The sequence below is a fragment of the Yersinia alsatica genome, assembly GCF_902170305.1.
GTDB lineage: Bacteria > Pseudomonadota > Gammaproteobacteria > Enterobacterales > Enterobacteriaceae > Yersinia > Yersinia alsatica.
Map to the genome: position 1 here is coordinate 57,819 of NZ_CABHWW010000003.1, position 22,618 is coordinate 80,436.

A 22,618-nucleotide genomic window follows, 5' to 3' on the forward strand; every position below is an offset into this window, starting at 1 on the left:
TTAAAAATTATCCCTTGGGGAAAAGAAATGTATTACCTGTGGAAAAATTGTGCAAAAAAGAACAAATTAGCCCAATCTAATCACAGTAAAGCATTGTCGTTGCTCGGTTGGCTGGGGTATTATGGCGCGCTATAAATTTGCTACGCGGTTTGGTGGCAAATGCAAATTCAAGCTGTAGGATACTAGGTCACTCAATGCATTCTATCTATGTTCTCAACTTGAAACGTGTAAACCAAATCATCAAGCTTCTTGATGTAAATCCCTTGTAGTCCGCTACCTATGGCAAAAGAACAAACGGATCGCACGACGCTGGATCTGTTCGCAGATGAACGCCGTCCGGGGCGACCGAAAACAAACCCATTATCCCGTGATGAACAGCTTAGAATTAATAAGCGAAATCAACTACGGCGCGATAAAGTACGTGGCTTACGACGCGTGGAACTGAAAATTAATGCTGATGCCGTCGATGCTCTCAACAGCCTTGCTGAGCAGCGTAATATCAGCCGCAGTGAACTGATTGAACAGATGTTACTTGCTCAATTAGAGCACTCACAAGACGGATTTTAACCTTTCGGTTACCACGACGGCGTGGCGTAATCCACTGCGCCACGCCGTTATTACTTTATCCCCTATCTCTTAGAATGTTTCCCAGTTTGCATTGCTGTCTAGCTTGCTGGCAGCAGGTGCTACTGCCAATACTTTCGCCCGCGGTTTTGCCGCCGGTTTTGCTCGCGCCTCGTCTGACTGCAATTTAAACACGGCAACCGCCCGGTTCAACTGAGTGGCTTGTTCCTCGAGTGAAGCGGCAGCTCGGGAAGCTTCTTGTACTAATGCGGCATTCTGCTGGGTCACACTGTCCATTTCAGCCACCGCCTGCCCAACCTGAGTGATACCTTTGCTTTGCTCATCAGAAGCAGATGCAATCTCGCCCATCAAATCAGTCACATTGGTGATGGAACGCACAATCTCATCCATAGTTGCACCGGCGCTCTCCACCAGAGCTGAACCACTGCTGACCCGGCTAACCGACTCATTAATCAAACTATCAATCTCTTTCGCGGCTTGTGCACTGCGCTGAGCAAGATTACGTACTTCACTGGCCACCACGGCAAAACCACGGCCTTGTTCACCGGCGCGGGCCGCTTCAACTGCCGCATTCAGCGCCAGGATATTAGTTTGGAAAGCGATACTGTTAATCACAGTCGTGATATCGGCGATTTTGCGCGAACTGGCTGAAATCTCATTCATGGTATTCACCACATCCGCCACCAACACGCCGCCTTTTTTCGCAGTTGCCGAGGCATTAGCCGCCAGTTGGCTGGCATGATGCGCATTATCAGCATTGTGTTTTACCGTCGCGGTTAGCTGCTCCATGCTCGCGGCGGTTTCTTCAAGGGCGGCAGCCTGCTGCTCGGTACGGGATGATAAATCGGTATTACCCGCAGAAATCTCGGCGGCACCATGGTAAATCCCATCAGTGCTGCTACGAATCGCTTGCACGGTGTTGACCAGACTGGTTTGCACATCACGTAACAGCGGAAATAATTGCCCAACACAATTACGGCCAAAATCAACAATAGGCTGCCCCAATTGACCGGAAGCAATCACCCGGAAATGCGCACGAATATCGTCTAATGGACGTACCAGATTGGCCACCAGATAGCGGTCTGTTGCCAATAAAATCACCAGACCGGCGATCAGCGCAGAGATAAGCGTAATGCTGCTTACTTTGGTTAAGTGCGAGAATTGATCTTTCGCCACGCCAATAGCTTTAGATGCAGCCTGATTAAATGTTTCGGCGACAGCCCCATATTGGCGGCTCAACGCTGGCACGGTTTTTTTGGCTAAATCCTGATAAACCGCACTATTGTTGTCCATTGCCGCCTGATAAAGCGGCGTTACGCCTTGTTCAATTAATCCACTCCATCCATCAATCACTCCAGCGACTAAAGCGGGATCAATTTGTGCGTGGTCGATAGCTTTAAATTCCGCGAGCTTTTTCTTCAGATTATCCAGCGCGACGTTAGATGAGCTGAGTTCTTTATCTGCATCCGCGATATTACCGTTTTGGCGATAATCCACCGACCGGGCAAGACGAGTCACCATACGAAAATATTGGTCCGTCCCCTGATTGACCAAATTCATGTTTTCCACCAACACCGCATTGGCGTTAGAAGATTGGGTCAGTTGATTGAGTGATAGCAGCGTATAAGCCGATACACCGCCCCAGAGCAGACAAAAAGCGCCAAGCACCCAAAGTAATGCTGCCCTGATGGTAATATTTTTTAAAACCTGCATGTTCGTTCCCCTTATATATCGGATGGTTACCGTTAGAGACTCTGGTGTTATTTGATGACCGAAAAGCAATAAAGGACGTTCCATACAGCTAACGACGACTCCTTTCCCGACAAACTCTCATCTGACGGTTTTCCCCCTGGCACCGCAAATTGCAACCTTCCGGTTACACAAAGGTTATCGGCAATGACATTGCAAGATTGAGCGACTCACAAAAATTTAATATCACATAAACTTGATATGAGCCCGAGGGCGTTTTCTGGCATGATGTCGCCCTATACATGTGTTATATTGTTGGGCAACGCGCTCAGTGTTTAACATAACTATTTGAATTTAAAAGGTATTAAGTTATATGGCAACTGTAGGCATTTTCTTTGGCAGCGATACTGGCAATACCGAAAACATTGCCAAGATGATCCAAAAGCAACTGGGCAAAGATGTTGCTGAGGTTCACGACATTGCTAAAAGCAGTAAAGAAGATTTAGAAGGCTTCGATATTCTGCTGCTTGGTATCCCAACTTGGTATTACGGTGAAGCCCAATGTGATTGGGATGATTTCTTCCCAACATTGGAAGAGATCGATTTTAACGGCAAGCTAGTGGCTTTGTTCGGTTGTGGCGATCAGGAAGACTACGCAGAATATTTCTGTGATGCGATGGGTACCGTGCGCGATATCATCGAACCTCGCGGTGCTGCAATCGTCGGTCACTGGCCAACCGCTGGCTACCACTTCGAAGCCTCTAAAGGCTTGGCTGATGATGATCACTTCATTGGTTTAGCCATTGATGAAGATAGGCAGCCAGAACTGACGAATGAACGTGTTGAAGCTTGGGTAAAACAGATCAGTGAAGAACTGAATCTGGCCGAGATCACCGGTTAATTTGTTCGATCGGAAACGCTGAGGTGATATTGCATAGCGCCGAGCGTTTCCGTTAACTCTCCTCCCCCTTTGAACTCTTTTTTTGTCTGCCCCAACCCTTTAATCCCATGTTGCCAAAGCCAATAACCGCAAAATATGCGCGGTGTCATTTGTTGGCAGAATGAGCTTTGTTAAGCAGTCCACAAATCAGCAGCATGATGCGTGCAAAATGAAAATAAACCGCTACAAATTTGTAACGTTGCCTATAGCGGCCTTATACTTAAATGATGCAACAATCCCATTCATCAATACATTGCATGATTAATCGGACAAAGTGTGCAATTATATCTTTGTTAACAACCACGGTTTTCATTTAGGGCTAGCAGTTCTATAATGAGACGCAATCGTAATGATTGCGCCACGGATGTCATAGGCTGAACAGCCTTAATTTGAATCGATAGTAACAGGACTGAATCCGCATGACTGACAACAACAAAGCCTTAAAAAACGCTGGTTTGAAGGTAACACTGCCCCGGCTTAAGATTCTGGAAGTGTTGCAAAATCCAGAGTGCCACCACGTCAGTGCGGAAGATCTTTATAAAAAGCTGATTGATATGGGCGAAGAAATTGGTTTGGCGACGGTTTACCGTGTACTGAACCAGTTTGATGATGCCGGTATTGTTACCCGCCACAATTTCGAAGGCGGCAAATCAGTCTTTGAGCTGACGCAGCAACATCATCACGATCACCTGATTTGCCTGGATTGTGGCAAAGTGATTGAGTTTAGTAATGAATCCATTGAATCTCTTCAACGTGAAATTGCTAAACAGCATGGTATCAAGCTGACTAACCACAGTCTGTATCTATACGGCCACTGTGAGACCGGCGATTGCCGTGAAAATGAGTCTGCGCACGATAAAAGATAAAATATGCCCATCATCTTTCACACTGCAGGTGTGTTGGCTGGCTCTCACTCACCCGAATCACTTACTGATGTAAGCTCATCGGGATTCTATCGATAGCCACCTTCCTGCACTTTGATATTTATTGGGCATGATATTATCGCATTGATTTTATAAAGACTTTAAGCGCTGAGATTTTAAGTACCGAATAACCTTAGGGTTTGTTTTTAATCCAGATAACGGCACTCTATTATCTGGATAGCATTATCCATCAGCAAGATGGCCACCTTTCCTGTTCAGTCGGGAGTCAGGTGGTCATTCTTATTTATATCTCGCCCCTCCGCCGTTCATGTTTGTCCCTTACTCGTTTCGACGTCAATGTATCTCACTGCCCTTATCAGGGTGCTATGGCACTATTTTGGGCAAAAAAAACCCCGGACTTGCCGGGGGAAAAACCATCAACTCAACTTCACTTAATATTGTTTACCTAAAGAACCTAGCAAACAGGAGATAACATCAGACACAGCACTTTAACAACAATCATCAAACTTTCACTGGCTCAGCGCGGCTACTGCGCTTTCCGTCTGGGCTAGTCGAGCGGATTAACACATCACCGCTGACTTTAGATTGCACCTTGGCATCATACTTCTGCCACTGCTTACCGCCATCAGTGGAATACTCGATAATCAGCCCCGGCAAGGAGATATTGGCTTCCAATACGCCGTTGACCACACGAGCCCCCGGTACCGGCAAGCGGTATGCAATACCGGCTTTATCCAGTTTTGCCAATTCGCGCTGGCCCATGATATTGGCAAAGCGCTGCCAATCGGTGTTCAATGCCACGGTATCAACCAGATGTGTTTCACCACCTTGGTACTCTCGGCCCGCCTTGTAATCTTGTTCCCAAGATGCGCGGTGCCAGGCACGTTCAGCCAGCGGCAACACCCGTGGGAAAATCATGTATTCCATCTGTTGGTCAGTGCGTACGGTTTCATTCCACGACTGACCTGAAATCCCGTGCACACCCGGCCATGGCTTATCACTCTTCGCACTGAAATGGTTGCCATCACGGTCAACCGAGGTTTCGGCGTTTTGCGGCATGTTATCTGGGGCAAAACTGAAGACTTTGGCTTCATCGCTAAAACGCGTCGCCCAGTAGTAACCGCGTTCATTCGGATTAACTTCATAAGGCATATCGAAGTAGACATAATCCGGGTTAGAGGCAACCACTTCATAACCTTTATTGGCCCAATCATTGATGGAGTCAGCCCCGCCCCAGTAGAGGGTATCCCAGAAGTTAACGCCAACCCGTTTGGTCGCAAAGGCTTTCGAATCCTTAGCGTCTTTCAAACCATCTTGCCAAGCCTGCATTTTTTCGATGCCGTGAGCATTAACCAGTTTGCTGACTTCAATAGCGAAGTGGCTGGAGAGATGCTCAACATCCTGAATTTTGCCTTGCTTGACCATATCCTGACATACCTGAGACTTAGCCCACGGCTTATCTTCAACACTCTTATCAATGATGCCTTTGCCCGGCTCAATGGTGCCATTTTTGTCTTGGAAACCGGCTCCCAGACGAATGTTTTTCGCTTCATCACCACCAAAATGCCACGTGGTTAATGGCATGCCCGCATCTTTGTGCATCTGGGCCATTTCGCCAATCACTTTATCGACAAAACGCTTCGATGAATCCAGACACGGGTTCAGATAACTTTTGCGCTCATAGAACTGCACCGAGGTGGTGTTGGAGTCATCTGTCGGGTCAAGCAAGCGGAATTCGTTAGCTTCTTTCTCTTTGCCCTGCTTCATCAAATTGTTGTAACGCGCTTCCATCGACACCACTGCCGCACGGGCGTGGGCTGGCATATCAATTTCAGGAATTACCTCAATTTGGCGAGCTTTAGCGTATTTCAGAATTTCAATGTAGTCATCACGGGTAAAGTGGCCGGAACCCAGATTATTGCTATCCGGGCCAGAACCCAGTTGTGGCAATAAGCAGGTATTTTCAGTCAAATCGTGGCAGCGTTTGCTCCCCACATCGGTCAGCTCCGGCAAGCCAGGGATCTCAATGCGCCAGCCTTCATCATCACTCAAGTGGAAATGGAATTTGTTCAGCTTATAAGCGGCCATCTGATCCAGCAGGCGCAGCACCGCATCTTTGGTTTTGAAGTTACGTCCAACATCGAGGAAAACACCACGGTATTCGAAACGCGGTGCGTCTTTCGCATCTAATGTAGCGATTTTCTTGCTGCCATCCGTCGGCACTAAAGAGAGGATCGATTGCAGGCCGTAGAACACCCCAGCCGGATCAAAGCCAATGACTTGTGCGCCTTTCTCGCCAATCTTCAGCTCATAAGCACCGGAAACCGCCAAATCACCTTTAAAGAGCGCGGGCTGAATTGACGTTTTAATTGGGAAGCCGGCCGAATTGCTGGTCAGGCCGAGTAATTCAAAACGCTGCTGGGCAGCTTGAGCCGCTGGCTTGGGTAAAGCACTCAAATCCAGTGCTACACCTTTACTCAAGTCGGCATCTTGCTGATGAACGGTGACTTGCATTGGCGTCGGGATAATCTGACCACGCAGGTTAGCCGCCGCTAAGGTTTTCACGGCTTCGTTTTTGGCGAAACGGGACTCTGGCGTCATCAGCACGTTATTATCGTCTTTGGTGCGTTTCCACTGATCGCCGGTAAACTGCGTGAGGTATTCGTTGATATCCTCGGTATCGGTACTTTTCAGTACTTTTGGCTTGGCATCGCCGGAAGTGGCATACCAACGCGGCATAAAGTCAGTGGCAAATAACTGCCAGTATTCGCCGGTTATCGGGATTTCAACCGCCTGATTAGCCGGGAACCCGGTGAACTTCGCCGTTGGCTCAATTTTATGCAGGTCACCCGTTAGGTGAGTAATTTTGAACTGATCATTATCTACAGTCAGAATCTGACGGATGCTGTGGAAGTAAATGGCCCAGTCTTGGCCTTTGATCTCGTCCCCGGTGTTGGTCAGAGTAATCATTACTTTATTACATGATGCCCAATCAGCACCCAACTTGGCACAATCAACACCATTTTCAGCCGCACGGTTGTCTAATATTTTATAGTTAACTTTCAAGGTGCTGAGCTGGTCAACAATCTGTTGATTGGTGGTGTCCGCATTGGCGTACCCCATCAAGCCAAAGGTTGCGGTTATCGCCGCTAACGCATTTAATTTGAATTTGTTCATCACTAACCTCATCCGTAATTAATAATTGCTGCCAACATTGCTACTGGAAGTATTACTGCTGGCAGAATTATTGTTAGTTTCAATTTCTGTAGCTGATTTATTGATGCTGCAGATGGCATGTTTTGAAGATTAATTATTGCTGCGGATCTCTTGCCATAGCTTGCCGCACTGCGCGTCATAAGCCTGGCCGTTACCGGTATGAGCCGCATCAATACAGCGCTGATAATCCAATACCCGCACCGTTTCTTTATCAGTGAAAGCCTGATGGGCTCTCTCTTGTTTCAAGACATTCAGCACCGCTTTGCAAGGTATCAGCCTTTCTGGTGAACCTTCAGTGGCTTGAATACAGGCGCTATAAGCTTGTTTAAGTTTGCTATCTTCTGGCTGAACCGGCCCTTGTGGGGCACAGGCACTTAATCCCACCACGGCAGCAAGAACAAAAAGTATTTTTTTCATGGCAGCACTCCATTATGTCCCCGGGGTGGTTACCGGGGATGGCAATCTAAAAATCAGAAGATAGTAAATGGTGCAATAACGATGAATTTAACGTCTTTCTCATCCTGGAATACGTTGCCGAAACCACCGCCATAGCTTGGAATGTTGGTATGGTTGTCGTACATGGTGTAATGCAATTTGAATAATGTGCCTTTCGCCCGGCCCTCTTGCAGGGTGTAGAGCACGTCGAAGTTCCATGCAGATTCTTTCAGGCGCACATTCTGGTCAAAGATTGGGTTGGTACTTGGTTTAGCATCCCAACCATAGGCATAAGAAGTCCCGACCGACCAACCGGCCATATTCCAGTTTTTCAGGTCATACATCACGCCACCGAACAGCGCTTTTTCGCCGTTGGCGTTGAAGTCAGAGCGAGAATCCCACCACACGTCCAGACGACCATTTGAAGTCGCGTAGCCTGGGGTCATACGTTGCAGGAAGTAACCTTGGTTGCCATCAGCTTTGGCCCAAGTCCCTTCCAAACGCCAGTCAAATGGACCTGTGGTGTAACCCAAGGTCAGTGCTTGTAACCAGGCCAGACCGTCATAGACATCATTAACATCTTTGAAGCCGCCATCAACTTTGTCTTTGGCGCCGTAGAACTGGTAGGAAGTACGCAGATCATTGCCAGCAACCGGGAAGGCATAAGATGCCTTGGCAAAATACTGGTCCATGTAGTCTTTGGCCTGACCGAATGCAGCTTCCAGTACCAGTTTATTTTTGAAGTCGTATTTGGCACCGAATGAATGCAGGTAGCTCACGCCGGTTTTACCGTCAGCCTGACGGAAGTTGTACATGTTCTGATACCACGGAGCTTTATATTCATCAGTCCACATGTAAGACATGGACAGGGCACCGGCAGTATCGAAATCAAATTTCGCGCCGCCTTCAGCACCACGGTAAGTCCCTGGCATGAAGCTCCAATGTGGTGCTAGCAGTGTCTGGCCGGTGGGTTGGATATAACCGCCACGCGCCCAGAAATCGCCCAATTTGAATTTGGCTGCCGCTTTGTAAACACTGACGCCACTTTTATCGCCAGTCCATTTTTCATCCCAACGGGTTTTAGCATCACTGAAACCAATTTCGTTTGGTGCCGCTGGGCCACTGTTGGTCATTTCAACTGCGCCAAAGGCCGCTAAGTCGATACCGAACATATCTGCCGCATAGCCGGAGGAAAAATCCAGGTTGGCGTTAAAGGTGGAGTGATGCAGGTTGGCGACATACTTACCGTATTCAGCACTACCTGGAGTTAAATCTTTACGGTCACGCTGGCGCTGCCAATAGTAAATACCGCCGGTCAGTGACGAATCATCAATAAAACCTTCAGCTTTGGCCTCTGGGGTTGCCATAAAGCCAGTTCCTAACAGTGCACCCGCGACTGCGAGCGCTAACGTTTTACGTTTAGCACCGTGCATAACCATATAAAAAAATTCCTCTTTGACATCACATTTAAAGTGCTTTGCCTGCATTCACCACTGCTTACAGACTTAGCCTCAAAGAAACCCTAAGTGGGTAAAATTTTGCCGGGAAGAAATCTCCACCCGCTATTGCTGTTGCGAAAAACAAACTCTCTTGAAGATTGCTGCTGGAATACAGACTATTTTTCGCGACGCGAATTATCAATCAAAAAAGAAGCTAATTATTCAAAGTATGACAACGAGCACATAACTATGAAAAAATATTACAGAGGTCACAAAAGCTTTAAAAACAATGCATAACGACAAAGTATTGGATGAAAATAGTCTCTCATTGACATCTTGAATGGTTTCAGCAAACTGAATAAAACATGTCTTTTTGTGAAAAAAATAGCGATATTTATTCAGTTAATTCGTAAAGCGAATATTTAAGAAAGACTTACAGACAGGTGCTCTCAAGAGAGAAAGGAAAGCAATCTTTCGAGATTGACCAAGGGATAAAGCGTAGCGAGAGGATAAAAGAGGGGGTGTAATCGGTGTTTAGTAAAAGAAACTATGCCATCAATTCCATAAAAAAGACGCAGCCTAAGCCACGCCTTTTCTGAACACTAAAAATTAATTAGCCGCTTTTGCAGCCCATGTATCACGCAAACCTACAGTGCGGTTAAACACTAAGGCATCTGGACGTGAATAATGGCTATCAGCACAGAAATAACCTTCACGCTCAAATTGATAGGTTCTCTCTGGTACAGCATCAACCAGACTTGGTTCAACAAAGCCATGACGGATAATCAAAGACTCAGGGTTGATGGTCGACAGGAAGTCGTCCGCCGCCGCTGGGTTTGGTACGCTAAACAAACGGTCGTATAAACGAATCTCCGCTGGTAAGGCGTGCTTAACAGATACCCAATGGATAACACCTTTAACTTTGCGGCCGTCAGCAGGGTCTTTGTTCAAGGTTTCTGGGTCATAGCTGCAATAAAGCGTAGTGACATTACCTGCGGCATCTTTCTCAACCCGCTCAGCTTTAAGAACATAAGCATTACGCAGGCGCACTTCTTTACCCAGTACCAAACGCTTATATTGCTTATTAGCTTCTTCGCGGAAGTCAGCACGATCGATATAAATTTCGCTATCGAATGGTACCTGACGAGTGCCCATCTCCGGATTATTCGGATGATTTGGCATGGTCAGCCACTCTTCCCCGGCAGCACGGTTTTCGATAACAACCTTGATAGGATCAAGCACGGCCATCGCCCGTGGCGCATTTTCGTTCAGATCATCACGGATACAAGATTCCAGTGACATCATCTCAACGTTGTTATCCTGCTTGGTCACACCAATACGGCGACAGAATTCACGGATGGATGCCGCGGTATAACCACGACGACGTAAGCCCGAAATCGTTGGCATACGTGGGTCATCCCAGCCTTCCACTACCTTCTCGGTCACCAATTGGTTCAGCTTGCGCTTAGACATAATGGTGTATTCGAGATTCAGGCGAGAGAACTCATACTGACGCGGGTGGCATTCAATGGAGATATTATCCAACACCCAATCATACAAGCGACGGTTGTCCTGGAACTCCAGCGTACAAAGTGAATGGGTGATCCCTTCGATAGCATCGGAAATGCAGTGGGTAAAGTCATACATCGGGTAGATGCACCACTTGTTACCAGACTGATGATGCTCGGCAAACTTAATGCGATACAGCACTGGGTCGCGCATCACGATAAATGGCGACGCCATGTCGATTTTGGCGCGCAGACACGCGGTGCCTTCAGCAAAGCCACCCGCACGCATCTTTTCAAACAGTGCCAGGTTCTCTTCCACGCTACGGTCGCGATAAGGGCTATTTTTACCCGGCGCTGTCAATGTGCCGCGATATTCACGCATCTGCTCGGCGGTTAACTCATCGACATAGGCCAGCCCCTTGTTAATGAGCTCTACAGCGTACTGGTACAGTTGATCAAAATAGTCTGAGGAGTAACGTATATCACCGCTCCAGGTGAAGCCCAGCCACTCTACGTCGTGTTTAATTGACTCAACGAACTCCACGTCTTCTTTCACGGGGTTAGTATCATCAAAACGCAGGTTACATTGGCCCTGATAGTCTTGTGCAATACCAAAGTTCAGGCAAATGGACTTCGCATGGCCGATATGCAGATAGCCGTTAGGCTCCGGCGGGAAGCGGGTATGAACCGACGTGTGTTTGCCGCTGGCTAAGTCTTCGTCAATAATCTGACGGATAAAATTACTTGGGCGGGCTTCTGCCTCACTCATTGTTCTATTCCTCAATGCAAACGCAACAAATATAACCGCATATAATCCAACAAGCCCGGCCCGGAAACAACCGTTTGTTACAGTAAATAAAACAAAAAAACGGGAAGAGATTGCTCTCTTCCCGCTAGGTCGCTTAAAACTCAGGCCAGTAATTCAGTACATCATAGCGCGAATCTTAAACTGATTATTTACCACGAACCTCAAACAGTGGGCTTTGGCCTGCAACAACAGAGCCGCCCGCCAACACCGAGATACCGGCATAATCATCAATATTGCTGACAACAACCGGGCTAATCATTGAGCGCGCATTGGCATTCAGATAAGCCAGATCCAGTTCCAGCACTGGCTGACCAGCAACCACAGTGGCACCTTCTTCAACCAGACGAGCAAAGCCCTGGCCGTTCAGTTTCACGGTATCAATCCCGATATGAACCACAATCTCTGCACCGGTTTCAGTTTCCAGACAGAAAGCATGGTCAGTATTGAAGATCTTAACAATGGTACCATTCGCCGGAGAAACAACAGTTTTATCGGTCGGACGAATTGCAACACCCTCACCCACCGCTTTGCTGGCGAAGGCTTCATCAGGAACCTGATCCAGAGCCACCACATCACCGGTAATTGGCGAAACCAAGACCAGAGAGGCGGTTTTCGCGGTATTAATCACCGCTTGAGGCTTGGCAGCAGATGCAGCAGCCGTGCTGCTTGCTGCTGGAACCGGGCCACCTGCCAGTACATTACGCATTGCCGAGGCAATCAGTTCTGCACGGGTACCGACAATAATTTGCACACTTTGTTTGTTCAGACGGATGACACCAGAAGCGCCTAAGCGTTTGGCGACACTGTCATTAACCTGTGCAGAGTCTTTCACATTCAGGCGCAGACGAGTGATACAAGCATCAATGCCCGTCAGGTTATCTGAACCACCGATAGCACCAATGTAGCGACGCGCTAACCCATTAATTTCACTTTCGTTAACTTCGGGGTTCTTATCAACATTGACGTCATAACCATCTTCTTCACTGCCTTCAACCGCCAGTTCACGGCCTGGAGTCAGCAAGTTGAATTTCTGGATGGTGAAACGGAATACCACGTAGTAAATGGCGAAGAACACCAGGCCTTGTGGGATCAGCATGTACCAGTGGGTGGCCAGTGGGTTGCGTGAAGACAACACCATATCCACCAAACCTGCGCTGAAACCAAAGCCGGCAATCCAATGCATGCTGGCGGCAATGAATACAGAAATACCGGTCAGCACGGCGTGGAGGAAGTACAGCACCGGTGCAACGAACATGAAGGAGAATTCAAGTGGTTCAGTGATACCGGTGAAGAAGGCGGCAAATGCACCCGCCAACATGATACCCGCCACTTTCGCTTTATTTTCCGGACGTGCGCAGTGATAAATCGCCAACGCCGCACCCGGTAAACCGAACATCATAATAGGGAAGAAACCTGCCTGATAACGACCAGTAATACCGACAATAGCTTTACCGCTATCGATAGACTGTTGGCCACCCAGGAAGTTAGGAATATCGTTAATACCAGCAACGTCAAACCAGAACACGGAGTTCAAGGCGTGATGCAGACCGACTGGAATCAGCAAACGGTTGAAGAAGGCATAGATACCCGCACCAACAGAACCCATATCTTTGATGTATTCGCCGAAGGTCACCAATGCGTTATAAATCAGCGGCCATACGTACATCAGGATGAAAGCAACGACGATCATCAGGAAAGACGTCAGAATCGGAACCAGACGACGACCGCTGAAGAAGGAAAGTGCTTTTGGCAGTTCAACGCCGCTGAAGCGGTTGTACAATTCAGCTGAGATGATACCGACCAGGATACCCACGAACTGGTTGTTGATTTTGCCGAACGCGGCAGGAACCTGATCAACCGGGATCTTTTGAATCATAGAAACCGCGGCTGGAGAACACAGCGTGGTTAATACCAGGAAGCCCACAAAGCCGGTCAGTGCAGCAGCACCGTCTTTGTCTTTTGACATACCGTAAGCCACACCAATGGCGAACAGCACAGACATGTTATCGATGATGGCAGCACCGGATTTGATAAATAATGCCGCCAGCGCATTATCACCACCCCAGCTGACTGGGTCTATCCAGTAACCAACACCCATAAGTATCGCGGCTGCAGGCAATGTGGCCACTGGGACCATCAGAGCCCGACCCACTTTCTGCAAGTAACTAAGAATATTCACCTTTCCCCCTATTCGTCCGATATCGGACCCTTTAAGTAGTTTATTTAATTGACTCACTACCTTTTAGAAAAACGCATGGCACACTTTTATTTATTCACGGCACGTATTACTCATTGCGGAGTGTAAAAAATTTATTTCGTAACGCAAATTAAAACCCCCTATTTTGTGATAAATGTCACCAAAAACCAGTCAAAAAGCACCAATACACTAGCCATGACACAAAACTTATTTTATCATTCGAAAAATGAACAAAGCATTGTACCAACGCATCAGTCAAAATCTGGGTTACGCTTAGATGAATGATTAGAACCGCGTAGAGTATAGCCACTATTCGCAATCCAAGAGGTGCAAGATGAGACTTATCCCACTGAAAAACACCACAGAAGTTGGCAAATGGGCAGCACGTCATATCGTAAATCGTATCAATGCATTTAAACCAACGGCTGACCGCCCGTTTGTACTGGGTCTGCCTACTGGCGGCACACCGATGGAAGCGTACAAGCACTTAGTCGCTATGCATAAAGCAGGCGAAGTTAGCTTCAAGAATGTCGTTACTTTCAACATGGATGAATACGTCGGCTTGCCGCAAGAACACCCGGAAAGCTACTACACCTTCATGCACACTAATTTCTTCGATCATGTTGATATCCCGGCTGAAAACATCAACCTGCTGAATGGTAACGCACCAGATATCGATGCGGAATGCCGTCGTTACGAAGAAAAAATTAAGTCTTACGGTAAAATTCACCTGTTCATGGGTGGTGTTGGTGTTGATGGCCACATTGCCTTTAACGAACCCGCATCTTCTTTAGCTTCTCGTACTCGTATCAAAACGCTGACCCAAGAAACCCGCATGGCTAACTCCCGCTTCTTCGGTGGTGATGCAAACCTCGTGCCGAAATATGCACTTACAGTAGGTGTGGGTACATTGTTGGATGCAGAAGAAGTGATGATTCTGGTTACCGGCCACGGTAAAGCGCAAGCCTTACAAGCCGCTGTTGAAGGTAGCATCAACCACATGTGGACCATCAGTTGCCTGCAACTGCATGCTAAAGCCATCATGGTGTGTGATGAACCTTCAACCATGGAATTGAAAGTCAAAACGGTGAAATATTTCCGCGAATTAGAAGCTGAAAACGTCAAAAATCTTTAATAGTTATCAGGGGGCTAAGATGTACGCTTTAACTCACGGCCGTATTTATACCAGCCATGAAGTACTGGATAATCATGCCGTTGTCGTGGCTGATGGATTGATCGAACGTATCTGTCCTGTCGATGAACTTCCGGCTGGTATTGAGATACGTGATTTGGGTGGTGCCATCCTGGCCCCCGGTTTTATTGATGTTCAGCTTAATGGCTGTGGTGGTGTGCAATTCAATGATTCTCTTGAGGCTATCTCAGAAGAGACATTGGATATCATGCAGCGCGCCAATGAAAAATCAGGTTGCACCAGCTTCTTGCCAACACTGATTACTTGTAGTGATGAGTTTATGAAGCACGGCGTTAACGTCATGCGTTCATACCTGCAAAAGAAAGAGAACCAGCATCAAGCCTTGGGCTTGCATCTTGAGGGGCCATATATCAGCCCACTGAAGAAAGGCACCCACAATCCGGCGTTTATCCGTAAACCTAGCGCCGAAATGATTGATTATCTGTGTGATAATGCCGATGTGATCACCAAACTGACTGTCGCCCCAGAAATTGTTGATGCTAAATTTATTCGTCAACTGACTGATGCCGGTATTTTGGTTTCTGCCGGTCATTCGAATGCCACCTATCAGCAAGCTCGTAAAGGGTTTACTGCCGGTATTGGTTTTTCAACGCACCTTTATAATGCAATGCCTTATATCTCCGGGCGTGAACCTGGCCTGATTGGTGCAATTTTTGATACGCCAGAAGTCTACACCGGTATCATTGCTGATGGTCTACATGTCGACTGGGCCAACATTCGCAACGCTAAACGGTTGAAAGGTGAGAAGTTAGTGCTGGTTACCGATGCAACTGCACCAGCAGGGGCAGAAATTGATCAATTTATTTTTGCTGGTAAAACAATATACTATCGCGATGGTTTATGTGTAGATGAGAATGGTACGTTAAGCGGTTCAGCACTGACCATGATAGAAGCAGTACGAAACAGTGTTGAGCATGTCGGCATCGCACTCGATGAATCATTGCGTATGGCAACACTTTATGCGGCCCGCGCCATTGGCGTGGATAAGCAGTTAGGGAGTATTGAAGTCGGCAAAGTTGCCAACCTAACCGCATTTACCCGCGATTACAAAATCACTAAAACCATCGTTAACGGTAACGAGGTTTTAAAATAAGCGAGTAATTTTATTGATGAGCACTGGCGGACTGTCACAAATTGGCAATGTAGATCTTGTGAAACAACTCAATGGTGCTGTGGTTTATCGGCTTATTGATCAGCAAGGCCCGATTTCGCGCATTCAAATTGCCGATCTCAGCCAATTAGCCCCCGCCAGTGTCACCAAAATTACCCGTCAACTGTTGGAGCGCGGGCTGATCAAAGAAGTCGATCAGCAAGCCTCTACCGGTGGCCGTCGCGCCATTTCCATCGTCACCGAAAACCGCCAATTCCATACCATTGCTGTCCGTCTGGGACGCCATGATGCCACCATTACTCTGTTTGACATGAGTGGAAAGTCGCTAGGGGAAGAGCACTATTCACTACCAGAGCGCACCCAAGAGACACTGGAATACGCGCTATTTAATGTCATCAGCCAGTTTATTGAAGCCTATCAGCGCAAGTTACGCGAACTGATTGCCATCTCCGTTATTCTTCCAGGCTTGGTTGAGCCAAGCAAAGGTATCGTGCGCTATATGCCACATATCAGTGTGAGCAACTGGCCCTTAGTCGAGAATCTGCAAAATCGTTTTAATGTCACCAGCTTTGTCGGTCACGATATTCGTAGTCTGGCTCTGGCTGAGCACTATTTTGGTGCAACCCGTGACTGCGAAGACTCCATTTTGGTTCGTCTGCACCGCGGTACTGGTGCCGGTATCATCGTTAACAGCCAAATATTTTTAGGCAGTAATGGCAACGTGGGTGAAATCGGCCATATCCAGATTGACCCGCTAGGTGAGCGCTGCTATTGCGGCAATTTTGGTTGTCTGGAAACCGTGGCGTCTAATGCGGCCATTGAAAACCGTGTTCGCCACCTACTTGCTCAGGGCTACCCTAGCAAGCTGACACTGGATGATTGCCACATTAGTGCGATTTGCAAAGCCGCGAATAAAGGCGACTTGCTGGCAACCGAAGTTATTGAGCATGTTGGCCGCTACTTGGGTAAAGCCATTTCTATCGCCATCAACTTATTTAATCCGCAAAAAGTGGTTATTGCGGGTGAAATCATCGAAGCCGACAAAATCCTGCTTCCTGCCATCCAAGGTTGTATCAATACGCAAGTATTGAAAAACTTCCGTCAAAATCTGCCAATAGTCACCTCGCAGCTTGACCACCAATCGGCCATCGGCGCTTTTGCTTTGGCTAAACGGGCGATGCTGAATGGGGTATTGTTGCAACGTCTGTTGGAAAATCAGACCCCCTAGATTTTAAGATGGCGGGTTATAGGTAGCCCGTGAATAAGGAAGTTGCATGGTCAATCCTGTAATCGACCATGTTATAGTGACCCATTGCTGCGGCCGAAAGAGTAATATAAACAATGACAATTAAAAGCGTTATATGTGATATCGACGGTGTGTTATTGCATGATAATCACCCCGTTCCCGGTGCTGATATTTTTCTGGCCCGAATTCAAGAAGCCGGAATGCCGCTGGTTGTTTTGACCAACTATCCGTCACAAACCGCTCAGGATCTGGCTAACCGCTTCAGTTCTGCGGGCTTGGAAGTACCGGAAAGTGCATTTTATACCTCGGCTATGGCCACCGCTGACTTCCTGCGTCGTCAGGATGGTAAGAAAGCTTATGTGGTCGGTGAAGGCGCATTAGTTCACGAATTGTATAAAGCTGGCTTTACCATCACCGATATCAATCCTGATTTTGTCATTGTCGGTGAAACCCGCTCTTATAATTGGGATATGATGCATAAAGCCGCCTATTTTGTTGCCAACGGCGCGCGTTTTATTGCCACTAATCCAGATAGCCATGGCCATGGTTTTGCCCCAGCCTGTGGTGCTCTCTGTGCTCCAATCGAGAAAATCTCTGGTCGTAAACCCTTTTATGTCGGTAAACCTAGCCCGTGGATCATCCGTGCTGCGCTGAATAAAATGCAAGCGCACTCAGAAAGCACCGTAATTGTCGGTGATAACCTGCGCACTGATATTCTGGCGGGTTTCCAGGCCGGTCTTGAGACCATTTTAGTGCTGTCGGGTGTGTCGACATTATCTGATATTGAAGCTATGCCATTCCGCCCAAGCTACGTTTACCCTTCAGTAGCAGAAATCGATATTATCTAATCTTAGTTGGCGGTCATGTATGGCCGCCGCTCCCCCATTCACTACATTCCCTTTTTTGGTGCATTGCACCAAAGTTTCTTGCCATTCCTCCCTGTTTTGGCGCATTTTCTTTTTATGCCCTCAGAACCGCACCTGCTATAGCGGCAAATCTAGGGTGCTATAAATTGGCGTGTTTTTTGCATCACTTTCTACAAATTATTCGGATGACTGCATCGTCATGGGGCATAACTTGCATCAATCATAAGCAAGTAGGAAAAAAAGAGTTCCAGCGATGAACGACTCACATTCAACATCATCACCGCCAAAGCAGAGAAGTTAGGGAGATTATTATGTGTTCTATTTTCGGGGTCCTCGACCTTAAAACCGACCCCATCGAGTTACGCAAAAAAGCGCTGGAAATGTCACGTTTAATGCGCCACCGCGGCCCGGACTGGTCTGGTGTGTGGGCAAATGATAAAGCCATCCTCGCCCATGAACGCTTGTCGATTGTTGACGTCAATACTGGCGCTCAACCGCTGTATAATGCTGCTCATACGCATATTCTGGCGGTAAACGGTGAAATTTATAACCATCAAGCCTTACGTCAACAATATGGCGATCGCTACGAATTCCAAACCGGCTCAGACTGCGAAGTCATTCTGGCGCTGTATCAGGAGAAAGGGCCGGAATTCCTTGACGATCTGCAAGGCATGTTCGCTTTTGTCTTATATGACACAGAAAAAGACGCCTACCTGATTGGCCGTGACCACTTGGGGATTATTCCGCTGTATATGGGCCACGACGAACACGGCAATATGTTTGTGGCGTCAGAAATGAAAGCCCTGGTGCCGGTGTGCCGCACGATTAAAGAATTCCCAGCGGGCAGCTATCTGTGGAGCAAAGACGGCGAAATTCGCGAATATTATCATCGTGATTGGTTTGATTTCGACAATGTAAAAGACAATGTTACCGACAAAATTGAGTTGGCTAACGCATTAGAAGAAGCCGTAAAAAGCCATTTGATGTCAGACGTCCCTTACGGTGTCTTGCTGTCAGGTGGTCTGGATTCTTCTGTTATTTCTGCTATCACCAAAAAATTTGCTGCCCGTCGGGTAGAAGATGATGAGCGCAGTGAAGCCTGGTGGCCGCAACTGCACTCCTTCGCCGTCGGTTTGATTGGCTCCCCGGACTTGCGTGCTGCGAAAGAAGTCGCCAACCATTTAGGTACTGTGCACCATGAAATTCATTTCACCGTGCAAGAAGGTCTGGATGCTATCCGCGATGTGATTTATCACATTGAAACCTATGATGTCACCACTATCCGCGCCTCGACACCTATGTATCTGATGTCACGTAAAATCAAGGCGATGGGGATTAAAATGGTGCTGTCTGGTGAAGGCTCTGATGAAGTCTTCGGTGGTTATCTCTATTTCCACAAAGCACCAAACGCCAAAGAGTTGCATGAAGAAACAGTCCGCAAGCTGCTGGCTCTGCATATGTATGACTGCGCCCGCGCCAACAAAGCGATGTCTGCCTGGGGTGTTGAAGCTCGCGTGCCCTTCTTGGATAAGAACTTCCTTGATGTCGCGATGCGCATCAATCCGCAAGATAAAATGTGCGGCAATGGCAAGATGGAAAAACATGTCCTGCGTGAATGTTTTGAATCTTATCTGCCACACAGTGTGGCATGGCGTCAGAAAGAACAATTCTCCGATGGCGTGGGCTACAGCTGGATTGACACATTGAAAGAGAAAGCCGCCGAGCAAGTCACTGATCAACAGATGGAAACTGCTCATTTCCGTTTCCCATACAACACGCCATCTTCTAAAGAAGGCTATTTGTATCGCGAAATCTTTGAAGAGCTGTTCCCGCTGCCAAGCGCCGCTGAATGTGTTCCTGGTGGCCCATCAGTCGCATGTTCATCAGCGAAAGCTATTGAGTGGGACGAATCATTCAAAAGCATGGATGATCCATCTGGCCGCGCTGTGGGCGTGCATCAGGATGCTTATAAATAATCGAACCTTACTGCGGATACCCGTATTTATCGTTCAGACATCAAGGCCGCCGCTGCGCGGCCTTATTTTTTTATGTGCCATTAACGCCCTTGAATCCATAATACCATGAGGCCCAGTAATTAAGAGCAACTCGCACCGCTGCAACTTCAAATAGGATAGGCATATTCCTTTTGCGGGCAAATTCAACAATTAATCATCATAACTGCTGCTTTAATCGCCAGACTGTTCACAAGCCAAACAAACGAACCCTTTCAGCGCTTTTTTGGGAAAAAATTAGTTGACGCAATTCGGCCATATACGCATAATGCGCCCCGCAACGCCGATGAAGGTAATGCGAAAAAAGATGGCTACGTAGCTCAGCTGGTTAGAGCACAGCACTCATAATGCTGGGGTCACAGGTTCGATTCCCGTCGTAGCCACCATCTTTTTGCGGGAGTGGCGAAATTGGTAGACGCACTAGATTTAGGTTCTAGCGCCGCAAGGTGTGCGAGTTCAAGTCTCGCCTCCCGCACCATTATTCGTTCATCGGTTTGTCACAGCGGATGGGATATCGCCAAGCGGTAAGGCACCAGGTTTTGATCCTGGCATTCCCAGGTTCGAATCCTGGTATCCCAGCCATCTTTTTTATCGGATGGATAGCTGTAAAGCAGCAAAGTTGTGCTGTAGTAGTTCTAAGTCAGCAAAAAGAATTGTATTTCAGTTGGGATATCGCCAAGCGGTAAGGCACCAGGTTTTGATCCTGGCATTCCCAGGTTCGAATCCTGGTATCCCAGCCATACAATTTCTTAAGAATAAAGATTTAAGATGGCTACGTAGCTCAGCTGGTTAGAGCACAGCACTCATAATGCTGGGGTCACAGGTTCGATTCCCGTCGTAGCCACCATCTTTTGGGGTATCGCCAAGCGGTAAGGCACTGGATTCTGATTCCAGCATTCCGAGGTTCGAATCCTCGTACCCCAGCCAAATTTAGAAAAGCTCGCTTCGGCGGGCTTTTTGCTTTTCTGAGTTTCGTTTTCTTAATTATTGATTGAACCATTGAGCTTAACTAGCCTGTAGGCAAAACCAATATTTGCATACAGGCCATAACCACGAGTGACTAACTTACAGCCCCAACGCATATCTCAGGGCATGTTCTTTAAGCTTCCCCGCGCGCTGTGCTGTCATCAGTGCCAAATTACGCACAAATTTCACTGCAGGCAGGTTATTGCTAAAAGTAGTGTAAAACACATCCATGCCGCTTTGCATAATCAGATTGTCGGTACGACGACGGCGCTGATAACGCAGTAATACTTGCTCACTGTGCCAAAGCTCAGCCTGTTCACGCGCCTGATTCAACACCGCTAGCAGTGCATCAACATCTCGGTAGCCCAGATTCACACCCTGCCCGGCCAATGGATTGATGGTATGCGCGGCATCTCCCAGTAATACCAAGCCCGGCTGCACATATTGCTGGGCATGACGACGAACCAGTGGGAAAGAACCCGCTGCAATTGCCTTAACCGCTCCCAGACGAGACGGAAAAGCAGCGGCAATCTCTTGGTTCAGCTGTGCCATCGGCAGCGCCTGAAGCTGGCGGATACGCTGTGGGCTGTCATACCAAACCAAAGATGCCCAATTATCAAACAGTGGCAGAAAAGCACGAGGACCGGTTGGGAAGAACTGCTGCCAAGTGGTGTCTTGCTGGGCGGTATCAGTTGTGACGGTAATTAGCATGCAAGACTGACGATATTGCCATCCACTGGTTCCAATACCGGCTAAACGCCGAACCAGCGAGTTGGCACCGTCGGCCCCTATCACTAAACGGCCCTGTATCTCTTGCTGAGCATCTAAAGTGATTTTCCAACACTCGTCTACTCTGATCATGCTTTGTAGCCGTGACGGGCACAGCAACGTCAAATTTGGGCATTCTGCCATCTGTTGCCATAGCGCCAGCTGCAAAATGCGATTCTCAACCATAAAACCCAGCTCTGGCAATGAAAGCGATGCAGCATCAAAGATAACGTGAGAACCGGGCTGCTCCCACGTCTCCAGACGACGATAAGGCGCATAACGCATCTGCTGCACTCGCGGCCAAACATTGAGCTGCTTTAGCAAGGATACCGAGGTACAACCAATAGCTGAAACCCGTAAATCCGGAGCACTATTGGTGTCAAACTCCGCAGGTGCCTCGTGCTCCAGTAGTGCGACTGACCAGCCAGTTTGGGCTAGCCCAAGGGCGGCGGCGGCGCCCACCATGCCACCACCTACCACCACAACATCATAATTTGGTTGCGATTTATTCATTTTGGCCATGCTTTAAAAGTGATAAATAACACCTGCACCGGCAAGTATCTTGTTTGCCCCAAGTGTACCGGATTTTTCATCCCCTATCAGAATAAGTAAACCGTTATGCGGTGGTCATCGCAGTGGCAAATGACTACAATACCCCCATAACCACGGAGCCTTTGTGCTACCCCTATTCTATTACAGAGCACTGCACGGAGTACCGCACCGTGCGATGTGACT

The 22,618-nt window shown here is 47.7% G+C and carries 15 protein-coding genes and 6 tRNA genes; 14 read left to right on the plus strand and 7 right to left on the minus strand.

Annotation, left to right across the window (positions count from 1 at the left end; all coding sequences use genetic code 11):
- The first annotated feature begins 279 nt into the window (after positions 1–279).
- Positions 280–567: a LexA regulated protein gene (gene ybfE, locus FTA96_RS00390; RefSeq protein WP_004712472.1), complete on the plus strand. Its 288-nt coding sequence runs from the start codon at positions 280–282 to the stop codon at positions 565–567.
- Positions 568–636: 69 nt separating this feature from the next.
- On the opposite strand, the gene FTA96_RS00395 is transcribed toward ybfE, so the two are convergent.
- A complete protein-coding gene (locus FTA96_RS00395) occupies positions 637–2,298 on the minus strand; it encodes a methyl-accepting chemotaxis protein (RefSeq protein WP_050145000.1) in 1,662 nt (553 codons plus the stop codon).
- Positions 2,299–2,647: 349 nt separating this feature from the next.
- Here FTA96_RS00395 and fldA point away from each other — a divergent pair, with 349 nt between their 5' ends.
- Positions 2,648–3,175, plus strand: a complete 528-nt coding sequence (gene fldA, locus FTA96_RS00400) for a flavodoxin FldA (RefSeq protein ID WP_050107817.1) — start codon at positions 2,648–2,650, stop codon at positions 3,173–3,175.
- Between the two features lie 458 nt (positions 3,176–3,633).
- Entirely contained in the window at positions 3,634–4,080 is a 447-nt protein-coding gene (gene fur, locus FTA96_RS00405; RefSeq protein WP_050107819.1) for a ferric iron uptake transcriptional regulator, read from the plus strand.
- Positions 4,081–4,599: 519 nt separating this feature from the next.
- On the opposite strand, the gene FTA96_RS00410 is transcribed toward fur, so the two are convergent.
- From FTA96_RS00410 to nagE, 5 genes are all read right to left on the minus strand, one after another.
- Positions 4,600–7,275 (minus strand): beta-N-acetylhexosaminidase, encoded by a 2,676-nt coding sequence (locus FTA96_RS00410; protein WP_050133397.1) that lies wholly within the window; start codon positions 7,273–7,275, stop codon positions 4,600–4,602.
- Positions 7,276–7,404: 129 nt separating this feature from the next.
- Positions 7,405–7,731, minus strand: a complete 327-nt coding sequence (chiQ, locus tag FTA96_RS00415; RefSeq protein ID WP_050107823.1) for a ChiQ/YbfN family lipoprotein — start codon at positions 7,729–7,731, stop codon at positions 7,405–7,407.
- A 53-nt stretch (positions 7,732–7,784) separates the two neighbouring features.
- Entirely contained in the window at positions 7,785–9,188 is a 1,404-nt protein-coding gene (gene chiP, locus FTA96_RS00420; protein ID WP_050107825.1) for a chitoporin ChiP, read from the minus strand.
- Positions 9,189–9,797: 609 nt separating this feature from the next.
- On the minus strand, positions 9,798–11,465 hold the full coding sequence (gene glnS, locus FTA96_RS00425) for a glutamine--tRNA ligase (RefSeq protein ID WP_050122454.1): 1,668 nt from the start codon (positions 11,463–11,465) through the stop codon (positions 9,798–9,800).
- A 184-nt stretch (positions 11,466–11,649) separates the two neighbouring features.
- On the minus strand, positions 11,650–13,683 hold the full coding sequence (gene nagE / locus FTA96_RS00430; protein WP_050107828.1) for an N-acetylglucosamine-specific PTS transporter subunit IIBC: 2,034 nt from the start codon (positions 13,681–13,683) through the stop codon (positions 11,650–11,652).
- A gap of 352 nt (positions 13,684–14,035) precedes the next feature.
- Between nagE and nagB the strand changes: the two genes are divergently transcribed.
- From nagB to FTA96_RS00485, 11 genes are all read left to right on the plus strand, one after another.
- Positions 14,036–14,836 (plus strand): glucosamine-6-phosphate deaminase, encoded by an 801-nt coding sequence (gene nagB, locus FTA96_RS00435; RefSeq protein ID WP_050107830.1) that lies wholly within the window; start codon positions 14,036–14,038, stop codon positions 14,834–14,836.
- A 19-nt stretch (positions 14,837–14,855) separates the two neighbouring features.
- Positions 14,856–16,007 (plus strand): N-acetylglucosamine-6-phosphate deacetylase, encoded by a 1,152-nt coding sequence (gene nagA, locus FTA96_RS00440; protein WP_050107831.1) that lies wholly within the window; start codon positions 14,856–14,858, stop codon positions 16,005–16,007.
- Between the two features lie 16 nt (positions 16,008–16,023).
- A complete protein-coding gene (nagC, locus tag FTA96_RS00445) occupies positions 16,024–17,253 on the plus strand; it encodes a DNA-binding transcriptional regulator NagC (RefSeq protein ID WP_186372833.1) in 1,230 nt (409 codons plus the stop codon).
- 113 nt (positions 17,254–17,366) lie between these two features.
- The gene (locus FTA96_RS00450; RefSeq protein WP_050107835.1) at positions 17,367–18,119 is read left to right on the plus strand and encodes an HAD-IIA family hydrolase; all 753 of its coding nucleotides are present in this window, start codon (positions 17,367–17,369) and stop codon (positions 18,117–18,119) included.
- 329 nt (positions 18,120–18,448) lie between these two features.
- On the plus strand, positions 18,449–20,113 hold the full coding sequence (gene asnB / locus FTA96_RS00455; protein ID WP_050107837.1) for an asparagine synthase B: 1,665 nt from the start codon (positions 18,449–18,451) through the stop codon (positions 20,111–20,113).
- Positions 20,114–20,458: 345 nt separating this feature from the next.
- Positions 20,459–20,535: transfer RNA gene (locus tag FTA96_RS00460), tRNA-Met, on the plus strand.
- Positions 20,536–20,542: 7 nt separating this feature from the next.
- Positions 20,543–20,627, plus strand: a tRNA-Leu gene (locus FTA96_RS00465).
- 29 nt (positions 20,628–20,656) lie between these two features.
- Positions 20,657–20,731, plus strand: a tRNA-Gln gene (locus FTA96_RS00470).
- Positions 20,732–20,814: 83 nt separating this feature from the next.
- Positions 20,815–20,889, plus strand: a tRNA-Gln gene (locus tag FTA96_RS00475).
- Between the two features lie 30 nt (positions 20,890–20,919).
- Positions 20,920–20,996: transfer RNA gene (locus tag FTA96_RS00480), tRNA-Met, on the plus strand.
- 5 nt (positions 20,997–21,001) lie between these two features.
- Positions 21,002–21,076 (plus strand) — tRNA-Gln (locus FTA96_RS00485).
- 138 nt (positions 21,077–21,214) lie between these two features.
- Here the strand turns inward: FTA96_RS00485 and ubiF are convergent.
- Positions 21,215–22,396 (minus strand): 3-demethoxyubiquinol 3-hydroxylase, encoded by a 1,182-nt coding sequence (gene ubiF, locus FTA96_RS00490; protein ID WP_145572963.1) that lies wholly within the window; start codon positions 22,394–22,396, stop codon positions 21,215–21,217.
- Between the last annotated feature and the right edge of the window lie 222 nt (positions 22,397–22,618).